This window comes from Mesorhizobium sp. AR10, from assembly GCF_024746795.1.
Taxonomy (GTDB): domain Bacteria; phylum Pseudomonadota; class Alphaproteobacteria; order Rhizobiales; family Rhizobiaceae; genus Mesorhizobium.
This window is the reverse complement of sequence record NZ_CP080524.1, coordinates 386,658-401,503: the sequence shown is the minus strand read 5'-3', so window position 1 is coordinate 401,503 and position 14,846 is coordinate 386,658. Positions and strand designations below refer to the sequence as shown.

Genomic DNA, 14,846 nt, shown 5'->3' with positions numbered 1-14,846 from the left:
GTTCGGCTGCTACCTCCCGCCAAGCAATTGCGCGAGCATGTAGCCCGAGGCCGCGCCGACGCCGGCGCCCGGCCATGTCGCGGCACCTGTGAGATGCAGATTGGCGACGGGCGTGTTCCATCCGGCGTATCCGCGCGCCGGGCGAAACAGGAAATTTTGCGCCAGATGGTGGCTGCCGCAGACCTGGTCGCCACCGACGAGGTTGGGGTTCTCCCGCTCGAGATCGACAGGCGAGAACACGGCGCGTCCGAGGATTTTTCGGCGAAGGCCGGGCGCGTAGGTTTCGATGATATCGAGAACACGGTCGGCATAGGCCTTCTTCACCTCGTCCCAGCGATCGGGTGCGATCTTGCCGGCAGCGTCGCCAAGGATCTCCGCCGGCAGCATGCGCACCTGCACCCACAGCACATGCTTGCCCTCGGGCGCCCGCGAGGGATCGATAGCCGTCGGCTGGCCGACGACCAGCACCGGTTCGTCCGGCAGCATGCCTGCCATCGCCTGCTGATAGGTACGCGACATGGCGTCGAGCGAAGGCGAAAGATGCACATAGGCGAATTGCCTGAGCTCAGGTCCGGCGCTCCAATCCGGAAGATCGTCCAGCGCCAGGTGGATCATCATCGTGCCCGGTGCGTATCGAAATCCTTTCATCGCCGCATCGAAGCCGGCATCGCCCGACCCTTCGGGCAGCAGCCTGCCGGCGAGCGCCCTGGGCGCGACGCCGGCGATGACCGCCTTGCTGGCAATATGGAAATCCCCGGAAGCGAGCCGCACGCCGGTCGCCCTGCCGCCGGAAACCGTGATCTCGGCCACTTCGGCCCCGGTGGCGATCTTGCCGCCGGCAGCTGTGACCATGCCGGACAGGGCGCGGATGATGGTGTCGGCGCCGCCCTTGCCGAGCACCATGCCGAAACACTGGTTGACCATCGATTCCAGATAGGGGAACACCGCACCGCCGGCGATGTCGGGTGCGAAGTCGAGATGCATGCCCCAGGTGGCGAGCGCCGCCCTGACATGCGGCGACTCGAAAGTCTCCTCGAGCCAGGCGCGGGGTGAGGAAAGCAATAACCGGCCGGTGTCGAGCGCGCCGGAAAAACCCTTCTTGCGCCAAAGGTTCCAGGCGGTGCCGGCCAGCGCGCGGCCGCTCATCGGCGAGCCAAGCAGGCGAAACAGATGCTCGGCCTCGGCAGGGAAAGCCGCGACGAGCTTGCGCCATGTGGCGGCGTCGGCTGCCGAGAAGGCAGCCATCCGCGAGGCGGTCTTTTCCAGATCGTTGCTGACGCCAAACCAGCGACCGTCGGGGAAGGCGCTGGCGAAGCAGTCGGCGACGGCTGAGAATTCCAGTCCGTGGGTTTTCAATTCATTTGCATATTTCCGGTGGAAGGCCGAGCCGGCGAACAGGCTCAGATTCATCGCGCCGAAATCGTGGCGGAAGCCGGGAAGGGTGTATTCCTGGGTCTGGACGGCGCCGCCGATTGCTGCACTGCGCTCGAAAATCGCTGTTTTCCACCCCTTGAGCGCTAGATGCGCGGCGCATGCCAGACTGTTGTGGCCTGCCCCCACGAATATGGCGTCAAACTCGCTCACGCCCGCCAACCCATTTCCTTTATGCTTAAAGATAATTGCAGATGCATATGTTTTCGTCTAGTAGGATATTAAGGGCCGAGACGAGCCTTGATCATCACTTTGAAAGAGGGAACAGAGACCATGGACACCCAAAAACTCCTCGGTGAAGTCGCCGGCCAGCTTCTTTCAGGCGCCATTCAGGTGATCGACCTGTCGGCACCGCTCGGACCCGACACCCCGCTGATCAAGCTGCCGCCCGAGCTGGCGGTGGACACGCCGAAGGTCGAGATCCACTCGATCTCCCGTTATGACAAGAACGGCCCGTGGTGGGCCTGGAACTGGCTGAAGCTCGGCGAGCATTCGGGCACGCATTTCGACGCGCCGCAGCATTGGATCACCGGCAAGGATTATCCGGACGGCGCCACCGACACCATTCCGGCGCAGAACTTCGTCGGCCCGGTCAATGTCATCGACTGCTCGAAGGAAGCCGCCGCCGACCATGACTTCCTGCTCACCGTCGACCACATCAAGGCATGGGAAGCCAAGCATGGTGCCATCAATGCCGGCGAGTGGGTGGTGATGCGCACCGACTGGTACAAGCGCAACGGTTCGGAAGCCGAGTTCCTCAACGCCAACGAGACCGGCCCGCATACGCCCGGGCCGACGGCCGAAGCCATCCAGTTCCTGATCAGCAAGGACATCAAGGGCTGGGGCAGCGAGACGATCGGGACGGATGCTGGCAAAGCAGGGGGAATGGAGCCGCCATTCCCGGCGCACACATTGATGCACAAGGCCAACCGCTACGGTCTCGCCAGTCTCTGCAACCTCGACCAGCTGCCGCCGAAGGGCGCCATCCTGATCGCGGCGCCGCTGAAGATCGAGCACGGCACCGGCAGCCCGATCCGCGCCCTGGCGCTCGTGTCGGGCAAATAGGCGAGGCGGCGGTCTTCGGGAGAAGATCATGCTTGCGGGCAACGCAGTAACGACGATTTGGGAGCGGCGGCCTTGCAACGCTGCAGCTCCACGGCGCCCCCTCCGGCAGGACAGAGGGGGGCCTGAAGGAACACTATCCTGCGCAACTGAACCCCATCCGCTCACGGAGAGCAATTGCCGATGAGCGCGCCGGATCACATCATCGTCGGCAGCGGCATCAACGCGCTGGTCTGCGCGGCGATGCTCGGCGGCAAGGGCGCGAAGGTGCTCGTCCTGGAGCGCAACGACCGCATCGGCGGCTGTATGCGCACTGAGGAGATCACCGCGCCCGGCTTCATCCATGATGTGATGGCGACGACCTTCGTCCTGTTCATCACGTCGCCGGCCTATGCCGCACTTGGCAAGGACCTGGCGCGGCATGGGCTGGAATTCTGCCACACCGGCACGCCCACCGGCGTGCTGCGGCCGGACGGCAGCCACGCCATCCTGCGCACCGATCGCGCCGCCAACATCGCGGCGATCAATGCCGTGTCGGCAGGTGACGGCGACCAGCACGGAAGCGATGTCGGAAGCATCGAGCGCAATGCCGGCCTTTTGTTCGGAATGCTCGGCGGCAGCGTGTGGTCTTATCCGACGACCAAGCTTATGGCGGGCGAAGCCTGGCGGCGTGGCCCGCGCGCTCTTGCCGCCTTTCTCGGCGAGGCGCTGGTGCCGGCGCGCAGCTGGCTGGAGAGCACCTATCAATCGGAAACCATCCGCGCGCTATGGGCGCCCTGGGTACTGCATGCCGGCCTTGGGCCGGAAGATGCCTTTTCCGGTCAGATCGCCAAGGTCATCGCCTTCGCGCTGGAGGCCGCTGGCGCACCTATCGTCAAGGGTGGGGCGAAGAACCTGCTCTTGGCGTTCGAAGGCTTGATCAGGGAACGCGGCGGTGAAATCCGTACTGGAGCCGACGTAGCCGGGATCGTCCAGAGCGGCGGCCTGGCCTCTGCTGTGCGGCTGGTATCCGGCGAGACGATCGCGGCGAAAAAGAGCATCATCTGCTCAGTCACCCCGACCCAGCTTTACGGCCGCTTGCTTGGAAAGGATGCGCCGGCGGCTGCGGTCGACGCGACTCAGAAATACCGCTACGGGAAGGGCAACTTCCAGATTCACTATGCGCTGAACAAGCCGCCGGCATGGCGCGGCGAGGGCCTGGACAAGGTTGCCCTGCTGCATCTGACGCCGGGGCTCGACGGCGTATCCAAGGCCTGTAACGAGGCCACGCGCGGTATGCTGCCGGCGGTGCCGACCGTCTGCGTCGGCCAGCCGCACGCGCTCGACCCGTCGCGCTGTCCGGATGGCCAGGCGATCCTGTGGCTGCAACTGCCCGAGGCGCCTCGGCTTATCAAGGGCGATGCGGCTGGCAAGCTGCAGACACCGGCGGACGGCCGCTGGACCGACGCGCTGCGCGAAGCCTATGCCGATCGCGTCGAGGCCATCCTCGCCAGCCATATCGACGGCTTCAAAAAGAGCATCATAGTGCGCCGCGCCTATTCGCCGGCAGACCTGGAAGCGATGAACATCAATCTGGTCGGCGGCGACCCCTATGGCGGCTCGTCGACCATCGATCAATCGTTCCTGTGGCGGCCGTTCAAGGCGAGCCGCAACCATGACACCGGTATCAAGGGCCTCTACCATATCGGCGCCTCGACCCATCCCGGCGCGGGCTTGGGCGGCGGATCCGGCTTTCTCCTGGCAGGGAGGTTGTGATGGAACAGAAGCTCCCGGAAAAACGCCAGCGCATCTCCACACTGGGCGAGATTGGCCTGCAGCAGTTCGCGCCCTATCTGATGAACCGCATCATGGGCCGCTACAACGCCACCTTGCGCGACGATTTCCGCAAGCAGGGCCTGACCATTCCGCAGGTGCGGACGCTGGCCGTGCTGTCGGTCACCGACGGCGTCACCGTCAACGACCTCTCGGTCTATACTGTGATCGAGCAGTCGACGCTGAGCCGGACGCTCGACACGTTGGAAGGGCAGGGCTTTGTGCGGCGTGAGCAGGGAGTCACCGACAGCCGCATCCGACATGTGTTCCTGACCGACGATGGTCGCGCCGAGTTCACCCGCGCCTGGCCGGCCATGCATGACGCGTTTGAGGCAATGTTCGACGATGTCGACGATGCCGAATATGCGGCGCTGATCGCAACGCTGCTGAAGATGCTGAAGAACATTCGCAAGCACGACATCTAGACCTACGCGCCGCCAACGCCCGGCGGTAACGGAAGGAGTAAAAAATGGCCGAACGGTCTTTTGCCAAGGAAGTCGAGAAGCTTAGGCTCGGCGCCGGCGAGGAGTTCGCGGGCGAAGGAATCCTCGCCATCACCAAGGCGCTGCTGCAATGCGGCGTCGGCTATGTCGGCGGCTATCAGGGCGCGCCGATCAGCCATCTCATGGACGTGCTGGCCGACGCGCAGGATATTCTGGGCGAACTCGGCGTGCATTTCGAGGCCAGCGCCTCGGAAGCGACCGCCACCGCCATGCTGGCGGCATCCGTGCATTATCCGATCCGCGGTGCCGCTACATTCAAGTCGACCGTCGGCACCAATGTCGCCTCCGATGCGCTGGCCAATCTCGCTTCCGGCGGCGTCACCGGCGGCGCACTGATCATTGTCGGCGAGGACTATGGCGAGGGTTCCTCGATCATGCAGGAGCGCAGCCATGCCTTCGCCATGAAAAGCCAGGTCTGGCTGCTCGATCCGCGGCCGAACCTGCCATCGATCGTCAAGGCGGTGGAGGATGGCTTCGAACTTTCCGAGGTTTCCAACACGCCGGTCATGCTGCAGGTCCGCATCCGCTGCTGCCACGTCCACGGCCATTTCATCGCCAAGGACAACAAGCGGCCGGCGATGACGGTGGCCGACGCGCTCGACGCGCCACGCCGCGATACCGGCCGCATCGTCCTGCCGCCCGCCTCCTTCCTGCACGAGAAGGAAAAGGTGCAGAAACGCTGGCCGGCGGCGGTCGATTTCATCCGCAAAAACAAGATCAACGAGATCTTCGGACCGGACCACGGCTCGGTCGGCATCGTCATGCAGGGCGGCATGTACAATTCGGTCATCCGCGCGCTGCAGCGCCTCGGCCTCGCCGACACCTTTGGCGGTACCGACGTGCCGCTCTATGTCTTGAATGTCGTCTATCCCCTGGTCGACGACGAGTTCCTGTCCTTCTGCGAGGGCAAGGGATCCGTACTCGTCGTCGAGGAGGGCCAGCCCAATTACATCGAGCAGGCGTTCGCCTCGATGCTGCATAAGGCCGAGCGCGGCACGAAACTCGTCGGCAAGGAGTATCTGCCGATGGCCGGCGAATACACCGGCCAGGTCATGCTCGACGGCATCGGCGCCTTCCTGCGCGCCACCGCACCGCATCTGCTGTCGGGCGAGGTGCGTGCGCCAAACAAGATCGGCGACGGTGTCGACATTGCCGACCTGATCAACGTCGTGCCGGGGCGCCCGCCCGGCTTCTGCGTTGGCTGTCCGGAACGGCCGATCTTTGCCGCCACCAAGCTGGTCGAACAGGAGCTCGGCAAGCACCACATCGCCTCCGACATCGGCTGCCATCTGTTCTCGATCATGCCGCCTTTCGAGCTCGGCGCCACCACCATGGGGTACGGGCTGGGGCCGGCCTCGGCCTCGGCGTTCAATTCGCCCGACGCCAAGCGCCGCTCGATCTCCTTCGTCGGCGACGGCGGCTTCTGGCACAACGGCCTGACCTCCTCGATCGGCAATGCCGTGTTCAACAAGAATGACGGTGTCATCGTCATCGTCGACAATTTTTACTCCGCCGCCACCGGCGGCCAGGACATCTTGTCGTCGCGCGCGGGCAACAAGACGAAATCGACCAAGCATCCGATCACCGAGGCGGTGAAAGGCATGGGCGTCAAATGGCTGCGCCATATCGACCGCACCTATGATGTGACCAAGATGCAGGACACGCTGCGCGAGGCGCTGACGACGGACGAGAAAGGACCAAAAGTCATCGTCGCCTCGTCCGAATGCATGCTCAACCGGCAGCGTCGCGAAAAGCCGCTGGTCGACAAGGCGATCAAGGGTGGGACGCGTGTCGTCAAGCCGAAATTCGGCGTCGACGAGGACATCTGCACCGGCGACCACGCCTGTATGCGGCTCTCCGGCTGCCCGTCGCTATCGGTGAAGTCGCTGGACGATCCGCTGCGCGACGATCCGGTCGCGCATATCGACCAGAGCTGCGTCGGCTGCGGCAATTGCGGCGAGGTCGCCGATGCGGCGGTGCTGTGCCCGTCCTTCTACCGCGCCGACGTGGTGCACAATCCCGGCCGCCGGGACCGCTTCCTCGAAATGGCGCGCCGCGCCACGATCGGCCTGCTGCAGCGGCGCCGCGAAAGCCGGCGCCTGACATTCGCCGATGCTTGAGCCTCATTTGCACCCAAGAGCAGACGTCCAGCACGATGAGCGCGTCATCAAGCTTGCCGTGCTGGCGGTGGGCGGGCAGGGCGGCGGCGTGCTGGCCGACTGGATCACCGACGTCGCCGAGCGCAACGGCTATCTGGCGCAGTCGACCTCGGTTGCCGGCGTCGCCCAGCGCACCGGCGCCACCATCTACTATGTCGAAATGTGCCGCGACACCGGCCGCTTGCCGGTGTTTGCGCTGTCGCCGTCACAAGGCGATGTCGACATTTTGATCGCGGCCGAATTGATGGAAGCCGGCCGGGCCATCATCCGCGGCTTCGTCACACCCGAGCGCACAACGTTGATCGCCTCGTCGCACCGCATCGCCGCCGTGTCGGAAAAGATCGAACCCGGTGATGGCCGGGCCTCGTCGCCGAAGGTGCACGCAACGGCGGAGACCGCGGCCAAGCGCTTCATCGCCTTCGACATGGAGAAGATCGCCGCCGACAACGGTTCGATGATCTCGGCCAGTCTGCTCGGCGCGCTGGCCGGGTCCGACGCGCTGCCGTTCACCCGCGAAAGCTATGAGCAGGCGATTGGCGCCGGCGGCCGGGGCGTGAAGGCAAGCCTTGCTGCCTTCGGCGCTTCCTTCGACCGCGCGCGCGGCACCGGCGCGGCTGCGCCACAGGTTGCGGAGCCTACGGTTGTTAAGCCTAGCCTAGATGCGGCGGGGAAGGTCAGCGGTCCGGAAAGCCTGCTGAAAGGCTGGCAGGAACTGGCGGGTCGTGTCGGCGAGCTGCCGGAGCCGCTGCGCGACATGGCGCTGCGCGGCCTGAGGAAGGTCGTCGACTATCAGGACATTGCCTATGGCGGCGAGTATCTCGACCGTCTGGATCGGGCGGTCGCGCAGGATAGTGCCGGACATGCCTATGCGCTGTCGATCGCCGCCGCCAAGCATCTGGCCAACGCCATGTGCTACGACGACATGATCCGCGTTGCCGATCTGAAGACGCGCTCGACCAGAGACAAGCGCGTGCGCCGCGAGGTTGGCCTCAAGGAGGGGTCGATCCTGCAGGTGACCGAATATTTCCATCCGCGCATCGAGGAATTCTGCGGCACGCTGCCGGCCGGCCTGGGCAGCTACATCGAGGCGCGTCCGAAGCTTGCCGCCTTCCTCGACCGCCGCATCAACCACGGCCGGCGCATCCGCACCGACAGTTTCGCCGGCTTTGCCGCTTTGTGGTTCATCGGCGGCTTGCGCCGCTGGCGCCGTCGCCTGCTGCGCCACGCGATCGAGACGGCGCATCTGGAACGCTGGTATGCGCTGGCGCTCGGCCATGCTCGGGAAGACTATGCGCTTGGCACGGAGATCCTCAATTGTCGCCGGCTGATCAAGGGCTACAGCGACACCCATGTCCGCGCCCAGTCGAAATTCGACCGGGTGCTGTCGGCGCTGGATCTGGTCAAGGGCCGCCCTGATGCCGCCGACTGGATCAGGCGCCTGCGCGAAGCAGCACTCAAGGACGAGAAGGGTGACATGCTCGATGGCGCGCTGAAGACCGTGGCGTCGCTGTAGCGAACGGATCCCGCTTCCTGCAACTGATCGGTGAAATAACTGTTGCCGCAGCCGCGCGTGCCTTCCTTGCCGCTTGTGGTTCGCGCGCCCGGCTCGTGCTATCGTAATTCTGGGAGACGGCGGACGCGCCGTGAGCGCCCGTACGCTCCCCATTGTGGGAGGAACCAATGGCTTACTTCGTATTGCTGTCGAATTTCACAGATCAAGGTATCAAGAGCATCAAGGACACGCAGAAACGTGCCGAGGCTTTCAAGGCGATGGCCAGCAAGAGCGGCGTCAAGGTTCACACGCTGTTGTGGACGCTTGGTCAGTATGACGTCGTGGCGATTGCAGAAGCCGACGACGAGATTGCTGCGACCGCCCTGGGCTTGTCAATCGCATCGCTGGGTAACATCAGAACCCAGACATTGAGGGCGTTCGACACGGCAGATATGGCCAAGATCCTGGCAAAGATGGCCTGAGCGCCACTGTGCTGCCCTGCGCAGGCGACTGAAGCCGGCCGCTGAGCCGAACGGCGGCAGGCTGGATCAGGCGCCTGCGCGAAGCAGCACTCACAGGCTCGCTATGCAACTGGTGGACGGCGAAAAGGGAGCGGTGTGGCGCGATAGCCGATCCGCTCCCTTTGCTGGCATCAATGGGAGGGGGCGTCACTGACGCTCGCACCCTTGCCAAAGGCAAGCGTCTTGGCCTTGGCTTTCTTTTTCTGGACGACGCTGTAGTGCATCGCACCGTCTTTCACGGCACCGCTGATAACGACACCGCTCCGCTTCACGTCGCCGATTAGCGAATAGGCGGCCTGCTTGCTGATCGAAAGTGCGTCGGCAATTGCTACGACGCTGACGCCACCGCCATTCAGCATTTCCAACACCTGGGATTTCTTGGTCTGCCGAAGGGCGACGGGGGTCCCGGCTTTGACTTCAATCTTGCTCTTACGCATGTGAATGTTCTCCTGTCTGACGTCCTTGATGGACGAAAACAGGCTTAGGACATCATTCCTATGTGGTAGAGCGACTGGTAGTTGTCTGCTTCGCAGCACGTGTCAACGGCGATTCGTCCACAGGTTTTCCTTTGCCTGTGAATTGTGGGTATCGATGTCGATTTGGCGTTAACACTATATGTTGGGGGCAGAAATCACCGATCAGAGGTATATAAGGGGGGTCATCTTCAACCAAGGATTCGCTCCAAGATGACATCTCTCCAGATCGCCTACATCATGATCGCTCTATCTTACCTCGCTGCCGTTGTGGCACTTGGCACGATGCATTGACGCAAGGGAGCGCAAGCGTGGTCACAAAGCTCAGCAGCAGCTTCATGTCTGATTTCAAGCTGCACAAGAACATTACATTCAACATTTCGATCATGAAGATATTGCGCAAACACCGCGACGACGGGGACGAAGGCCGGAGGCGATTTTTGCAGAAGCCCCTCATTGTCTTCAATGTCTCAATGATCGAGGCATTGCTGTACGACTTTCACAAACGCATAAAGTGGAACACGCGAGAGGGTGTTGCTGGACTGCCCATGGTAGTCATTGACTACATCCGCCGAAAGCAGATCGATAAACTTGAAACGCTCATTGCCAGTTCAAAAAAGCATGATCTGTTTGGAACAGCCGGATCGACCTTCTACGACGACCTCGACCAACTGCGACGCATCCGAAATCGGATGCACATCCAGAATGAGAAGAACGACTTTGAGGCTGACGATCACAAGGCATTCAGCGAGGATCGATTGATTTTGTCTGAGCGAGCGTTGGAGTGGGTGATACTAACCTTAGAGGACAAATATTCTCGTCCAGAGAACACCTACACAGCCGCGTTTGAGCTGCCCTGGGATACCTACTTCCCATAGCGAAAGGGCAGGTCAGGGAGCGGCGTGAGCCAGGATCGAACTACTCTGTGCAATATCGCCAATGAGTGAAATTATACCGATAATAAGCACGATGGTTCCCGCCGCCACGAGCACGACGGCTGCAGTTCGCAGAATGAGACCCTGAAGATGTATAAACATATCAGATGCCCAGAGTGTAACAATTTTCATAATGTAGAACGCCATTACGCTTGACGCCGCCATACTAAAGCAGGTGCATATCGCGAATACTATAGTGTGGCTGAGTTCTGTTGATAAGAAAGCTTTGCTGATGAAATATACAAATGCCAAAAACGAGAATGACAATCTTAAAATCATCGCCAGAAAGTCCGAGAACATTTTCGATTGATTGAAAACATCCTTTAACTCTGCATCAAGCGCACCCTGCCGTTGCTCCTCGGGCAGCTGCATAAAGCTTAAGCGGTGTCCCGAGAAGAACTTTTTGAGCCAAGCAAGCATGATTCTCCCCCCAAAAGGCGATCAGCATATCAGCAGCTAGGGCATCAACAAACGTCGCTCCCGCCCCAGCAAAGCGCGCCGCCCGGACACTTGGGGCGGCGCGCACGGCTCAAGGGCTGTAGGCGGCGGCTTTGGCCGACCTAGCGATGTTGTCTGCGGTCCCGTAGTAGCTTGGCGTACGTACGAGGGCCGGAGGCGATGGCGTAGTACTGATGCTTGCCACTGCGAGCACTTAGGACGAAGCCGCCCTTCCGTCTGATGTCCTGGACTATCGCCTTGATAGCTGCTTGGCTACAGCCGAACGCGTAGGCGAGGTTTGCCACTCCAAACGGCCCCTTCCGCAACAAATCGTAGATCTGTTCCGTCTTCGACATCTTCCTGACCGGAACGGGGGTAGGAAAGACGCGGATATTGCCGATGTCATCGGCCAGCGGCTCGTTCGGGTTCGCATGATATTTCGGATCAAGTGTCATGTTGTCGTTCTCCTTGCTGCGCCTCTCTGGAACGAAGGGCGCTTCCGCGACGAACCGCATGCAGGTCCGCGCTTATCCAAGTGCACCCGTGCATGGGTGCGCCAGCTTGAGGTGGCTGGAGAACTGGTCGCCAGTGAACCTCCGATGCTATATGGAGTCAAGCGCCGGGCGACTTTCCTTATTTGGATGCCAAACCCAAATAAGGTTCTGCGGGTGAACGCAGCGCAAACGATTCTAAACATTGGGAATTTTTGGTGCCGCTTAGGTGACTCGAACACCTGACCCCATCATTACGAATGATGTGCTCTACCAACTGAGCTAAAGCGGCCCAGGAAGCCAAGGCCTCCAAGATGCGCTGGGTGATAGCGTCAACCGGCCGCGAATTCAAGACAGGACTTGGCAATTCCTGTCGGCGTTCCGTGCAGGGTTCGAATGGCAGCGCCACCGGTTCGCAGTCTGGCTGCGCGGCGGTGGCTGGCCCCATCGCTCGTGATCGCAGCGGGAAAATTGGCAAAATATGTTGATTTCTTTGCCGAAAACCCCCGAAATTGGCTTTGGACGCGTCTGAAAGACAGAATGCGGCCGCTCGCCCGTTGATTGATTGGTCGCCTGCGGCTAACGATCATGGCAATGTGAGCGAACGTGTAGAGGGAATTCGCTTGGACGCGATCGAAAAAGCGATCCGCAACGCCTTCGAAAAGGGCAATGCCGAGGACCGGGCGTTTCGCGAGAAGGTCTATCGATCGGCCTTCGCCGCGCTTGACCGCGTCCTCCAGGCCAATCCCGGCGTGACGGTGGAAGCTGCTATCAAGCGCCGCAAGTCGGTGCAGGCCAAGATCACCGAGATCGAATCCGAATTCCTGCCGGCGGTTCCCGATGTCACCTCGCAGGCGGAAAGTGCGGCGACAGCGCCTGCGGTGGAACTTCCGACGAACGCCGAAGGCACGGTCGAAGCCGTCGAAGTCGCCGAAGCCGTCGAACCCGCGCCGTCACCGGCAATCGTTGTTGACGCGCCGGTGCAGCCCTCGGCATCCGACGCGCCGCAATCGCGTGTTTTGCCGGTCGTCCCCGATATCATGCCCGACGAGGTTCTTTCCGGCGCGCCGGAGATCGACATGTTCACCTCCGCTCCGACGGAAGCCGCAGCAGAGGTGGCGCCCGACCGCGACGAAAGGCGGGTAAGGGGCCCCCGGCTACCCCTTACCGCGATTTTCCTCGGCGTCACGCTGCTTGCCGCGGTCGGCATCGGCCTCTATTTCGCCGTGCAGACCGGCGTTTTCAAGACACCGGCCCAACTCGACACGGCCCCGCCCGAGGCGCCACCGACGGTCGACGATGACGATTTCACGCCGCCGGCCGATCAGGCCGCGCCGCAAAAACCAGCGGATGCGGAACAGGCACGCGACTGGATCAATGTGTTTTCGCCGACGGACCCGACGCATGTCAGCACGCCGTCGGACGCCAAGGCCGATGTCATGCAGGACGACACTGGTTCCTACCTGCGCATCCGCTCCGGCGCCTCCGGCTCGGCCGTCAGCTTCGATGTCGGGCAAGGCGTGCTGGAAAAACTCGCCGGCAAGCATGCCGTGTTCGATATCGTCGCCCGCTCCGAAGAGGGCAAGGAGACCCAGATCTCGATCGATTGCAATTTCGGCGACCTCGGCGATTGCGGCCGCAAGCGCTACGCGGTCGGCCAGCAGCAGAACGAATATCTGTTCGACGTGCAGTTTCCGGACAAGAAGCCGGGTGCCGCCGGCACCATCGCCATCAATTCCGACTTCGACAAGCAGGGCAAGGCGGTCGACATCTACGAGATCCGCGTCTCGATCGCGCCGTAGCTCCGAGCTTAGGACCGGTTCGGGATTACGGTCTAGCGATCGAGAAGTGCCTGCAGCGTCTCGATGCGGTCGGCTTCGGCGGTCGGCTTGTCCCAGCGCAGCCGCGAAATGCGCGGGAAGCGCATGGCGACGCCGGATTTGTGGCGCGTCGAGCGGTTGAGCCCTTCGAACGCCACCTCCAGCACCAGCCCGTTCTTGCGGTCGGCCCGTACCGAGCGGACCGGGCCGAAGCGCTCGACCGTGTTGTCGCGGACATATTTGTCGATCTGCTTCAGTTCCTCGTCGGTGAAGCCGAAATAGGCCTTGCCGACCGGCACCAGTTCCTCGGATCCTTCCGGTCCCGACCAGACGCCGAACGTATAGTCTGAGTAGAAACTCGAACGCTTGCCGTGGCCGCGCTGGGCATACATCAGCACCGCGTCGACCGTGTGCGGATCGCGCTTCCATTTGAACCACGGGCCTTTCGGCCGGCCGGCGAGGTAGGGCGAATCCCAGCGCTTCAGCATGACGCCTTCGATGATCGGGTGCGGCGGCGCCCGGCGCAATTCTTCCAGCGCCGGCCAGTCGGCGAAGTCGACCAACGGCGAAAGGTCGAAGCGGCTTGGGTCGAGCGTCCTGACGAAGGCTTCGAGACGTCCACGCCGCTCGCGAAACGACAGGGCGCGCAAATCCTCGTCGCCGATCTGCAGCAGATCGTAGCAGCGCATGAACGCCGGGTACTGCTGCTGCATCTTCGGTGTCACGCTCTTACGGTTCAGCCGCTGCTGCAGGTCCGAAAACGTGCCCGTCGCCGTGGGCTCGCCGACCAGAAGCTCGCCGTCGAGGACGGCGGAGAAATGCATCGCTTCGGCGAGGTCGGGAAAGGCACCGGAAACATCGTCGCCGGTGCGCGAATAGAGCCGGCGAACGCCGCCTTCGCAAGTTGCCTGGACGCGGATGCCGTCCCATTTCCACTCGGCCGCATAGTCGGCCGGATCGAGCTTATCGAGATCGCCGTCGCCGACCGGGTTCGACAGCATGACCGGCCGGAACAGCGCCAGCGCCGTCCTCTGCGGTTTCTCAGCCTTGCCCTCCAGCCAGGCGAACAGCCCGGCATAGGGCGGCGTCAGCCCGTGCCACAGTTCCTCTATCTCGGCGACGTCGACCTTGCCGAATTCGGCCAGCGCCTGTTTGGCCAGCCGCGCCGAGACGCCGATGCGCAAGCCGCCGGTGACCAGTTTTATGATGGCAAAGCGCGCCGAGATGCTGGCGCTGTCGAGCAGTCTGGCCAGCACCTTCGGTCCATCGGAGCGGCTCGCCGCCTGCAGCTTTTCAACGACATCGGCGAGCGTCGGCGCCCGGTTCGGCATATCCACCGGCGATTGCGGCCAGACCAGCGAGACGGTTTCCGCCAGGTCGCCGACATAGTCGTAGGAATAGCCGAACAGCACCGGGTCCATGCGCTCGGTGACCAGCGTGCGCAGCATCGCCGGCTTGACCGCCGCGATCGAGAGATCGCCGGTGATGGCGGCCAGCGCCAGGCCGCGGTCCGGATCCTCGACGCTGCGAAAATAGTCGGTCAGCAGCGTCAGCTTGCCATTGCGCGACGGCGTCAGCACCAGGCGGTCGAGAAGCTCGGCGAAGCGGTTCATGGCGAGGGTCGGGCCAACAGGCAGGCGTCGCGTTCTGTGGCGCCCCCCTCTGTCCTGCCGGACATCTCCCCCTCAAGGGGGGAGATTGGCAGTTTC

At 62.6% G+C, this 14,846-nt stretch carries 13 protein-coding genes and 1 tRNA gene; 8 read left to right on the top strand and 6 right to left on the bottom strand.

Annotated elements, in window-relative coordinates:
* Positions 1-9: 9 nt before the first annotated feature.
* Positions 10-1,584: a phytoene desaturase family protein gene (locus LHFGNBLO_RS05360; RefSeq protein WP_258604971.1), complete on the bottom strand. Its 1,575-nt coding sequence runs from the start codon at positions 1,582-1,584 to the stop codon at positions 10-12.
* Between the two features lie 120 nt (positions 1,585-1,704).
* On the opposite strand from LHFGNBLO_RS05360, the gene LHFGNBLO_RS05355 reads away from it, so the two are divergent.
* The 6 genes from LHFGNBLO_RS05355 (at position 1,705) to LHFGNBLO_RS05330 (ending at position 8,941) form a co-directional block, all read left to right on the top strand.
* Positions 1,705-2,496, top strand: coding sequence for a cyclase family protein (locus LHFGNBLO_RS05355; RefSeq protein ID WP_258604969.1), 792 nt, complete (start codon positions 1,705-1,707; stop codon positions 2,494-2,496).
* 180 nt (positions 2,497-2,676) lie between these two features.
* Positions 2,677-4,248, top strand: a complete 1,572-nt coding sequence (locus tag LHFGNBLO_RS05350) for a phytoene desaturase family protein (protein WP_258604967.1) — start codon at positions 2,677-2,679, stop codon at positions 4,246-4,248.
* Positions 4,248-4,730, top strand: a complete 483-nt coding sequence (locus LHFGNBLO_RS05345; RefSeq protein ID WP_258604965.1) for a MarR family winged helix-turn-helix transcriptional regulator — start codon at positions 4,248-4,250, stop codon at positions 4,728-4,730. Before LHFGNBLO_RS05350 ends, LHFGNBLO_RS05345 begins: the two co-directional genes overlap by 1 nt.
* Before the next feature lie 44 nt (positions 4,731-4,774).
* Positions 4,775-6,928, top strand: a complete 2,154-nt coding sequence (locus tag LHFGNBLO_RS05340) for an indolepyruvate ferredoxin oxidoreductase subunit alpha (RefSeq protein WP_258604964.1) — start codon at positions 4,775-4,777, stop codon at positions 6,926-6,928.
* A complete protein-coding gene (locus tag LHFGNBLO_RS05335; protein WP_258604963.1) occupies positions 6,921-8,480 on the top strand; it encodes an indolepyruvate oxidoreductase subunit beta family protein in 1,560 nt (519 codons plus the stop codon). Before LHFGNBLO_RS05340 ends, LHFGNBLO_RS05335 begins: the two co-directional genes overlap by 8 nt.
* Before the next feature lie 167 nt (positions 8,481-8,647).
* On the top strand, positions 8,648-8,941 hold the full coding sequence (locus tag LHFGNBLO_RS05330) for a GYD domain-containing protein (RefSeq protein WP_258604962.1): 294 nt from the start codon (positions 8,648-8,650) through the stop codon (positions 8,939-8,941).
* A 170-nt stretch (positions 8,942-9,111) separates the two neighbouring features.
* Here LHFGNBLO_RS05330 and LHFGNBLO_RS05325 read toward each other — a convergent pair whose 3' ends face one another.
* Positions 9,112-9,417 carry a hypothetical protein gene (locus tag LHFGNBLO_RS05325; RefSeq protein WP_258604961.1) on the bottom strand — a complete coding sequence of 102 codons (306 nt, stop codon included), beginning with the start codon at positions 9,415-9,417 and terminating at the stop codon, positions 9,112-9,114.
* A 347-nt stretch (positions 9,418-9,764) separates the two neighbouring features.
* On the opposite strand from LHFGNBLO_RS05325, the gene LHFGNBLO_RS05320 reads away from it, so the two are divergent.
* Positions 9,765-10,331: a hypothetical protein gene (locus LHFGNBLO_RS05320; RefSeq protein WP_258604960.1), complete on the top strand. Its 567-nt coding sequence runs from the start codon at positions 9,765-9,767 to the stop codon at positions 10,329-10,331.
* Positions 10,332-10,343: 12 nt separating this feature from the next.
* On the opposite strand, the gene LHFGNBLO_RS05315 is transcribed toward LHFGNBLO_RS05320, so the two are convergent.
* The 3 genes from LHFGNBLO_RS05315 to LHFGNBLO_RS05305 all read right to left on the bottom strand — a co-directional run bounded on the left by LHFGNBLO_RS05315 (position 10,344) and on the right by LHFGNBLO_RS05305 (position 11,609).
* Positions 10,344-10,808: a hypothetical protein gene (locus LHFGNBLO_RS05315; protein WP_258604959.1), complete on the bottom strand. Its 465-nt coding sequence runs from the start codon at positions 10,806-10,808 to the stop codon at positions 10,344-10,346.
* 140 nt (positions 10,809-10,948) lie between these two features.
* On the bottom strand, positions 10,949-11,281 hold the full coding sequence (locus tag LHFGNBLO_RS05310; RefSeq protein ID WP_258604957.1) for a winged helix-turn-helix domain-containing protein: 333 nt from the start codon (positions 11,279-11,281) through the stop codon (positions 10,949-10,951).
* A 252-nt stretch (positions 11,282-11,533) separates the two neighbouring features.
* Positions 11,534-11,609, bottom strand: a tRNA-Thr gene (locus LHFGNBLO_RS05305).
* A gap of 331 nt (positions 11,610-11,940) precedes the next feature.
* Here LHFGNBLO_RS05305 and LHFGNBLO_RS05300 point away from each other — a divergent pair.
* Positions 11,941-13,119 carry a hypothetical protein gene (locus tag LHFGNBLO_RS05300; RefSeq protein ID WP_258604956.1) on the top strand — a complete coding sequence of 393 codons (1,179 nt, stop codon included), beginning with the start codon at positions 11,941-11,943 and terminating at the stop codon, positions 13,117-13,119.
* A gap of 32 nt (positions 13,120-13,151) precedes the next feature.
* Here LHFGNBLO_RS05300 and LHFGNBLO_RS05295 read toward each other — a convergent pair whose 3' ends face one another.
* Positions 13,152-14,750 (bottom strand): cisplatin damage response ATP-dependent DNA ligase, encoded by a 1,599-nt coding sequence (locus LHFGNBLO_RS05295; protein WP_258604955.1) that lies wholly within the window; start codon positions 14,748-14,750, stop codon positions 13,152-13,154.
* Positions 14,751-14,846: the final 96 nt, after the last annotated feature.

What these genes read in the sequence shown, in the direction of transcription:
- LHFGNBLO_RS05355 (WP_258604969.1), top strand. Translation starts at nt 1,705, where the DNA reads ATGGACACCCAAAAACTCCTCGGTGAAGTCGCCGGCCAGCTTCTTTCA.
- LHFGNBLO_RS05350 (WP_258604967.1), top strand. Translation starts at nt 2,677, where the DNA reads ATGAGCGCGCCGGATCACATCATCGTCGGCAGCGGCATCAACGCGCTG.
- LHFGNBLO_RS05345 (WP_258604965.1), top strand. Translation starts at nt 4,248, where the DNA reads ATGGAACAGAAGCTCCCGGAAAAACGCCAGCGCATCTCCACACTGGGC.
- LHFGNBLO_RS05340 (WP_258604964.1), top strand. Translation starts at nt 4,775, where the DNA reads ATGGCCGAACGGTCTTTTGCCAAGGAAGTCGAGAAGCTTAGGCTCGGC.
- LHFGNBLO_RS05335 (WP_258604963.1), top strand. Translation starts at nt 6,921, where the DNA reads ATGCTTGAGCCTCATTTGCACCCAAGAGCAGACGTCCAGCACGATGAG.
- LHFGNBLO_RS05330 (WP_258604962.1), top strand. Translation starts at nt 8,648, where the DNA reads ATGGCTTACTTCGTATTGCTGTCGAATTTCACAGATCAAGGTATCAAG.
- LHFGNBLO_RS05325 (WP_258604961.1), bottom strand. Translation starts at nt 9,417, where the DNA reads ATGCGTAAGAGCAAGATTGAAGTCAAAGCCGGGACCCCCGTCGCCCTT.
- LHFGNBLO_RS05315 (WP_258604959.1), bottom strand. Translation starts at nt 10,808, where the DNA reads ATGCTTGCTTGGCTCAAAAAGTTCTTCTCGGGACACCGCTTAAGCTTT.
- LHFGNBLO_RS05310 (WP_258604957.1), bottom strand. Translation starts at nt 11,281, where the DNA reads ATGACACTTGATCCGAAATATCATGCGAACCCGAACGAGCCGCTGGCC.
- LHFGNBLO_RS05295 (WP_258604955.1), bottom strand. Translation starts at nt 14,750, where the DNA reads ATGAACCGCTTCGCCGAGCTTCTCGACCGCCTGGTGCTGACGCCGTCG.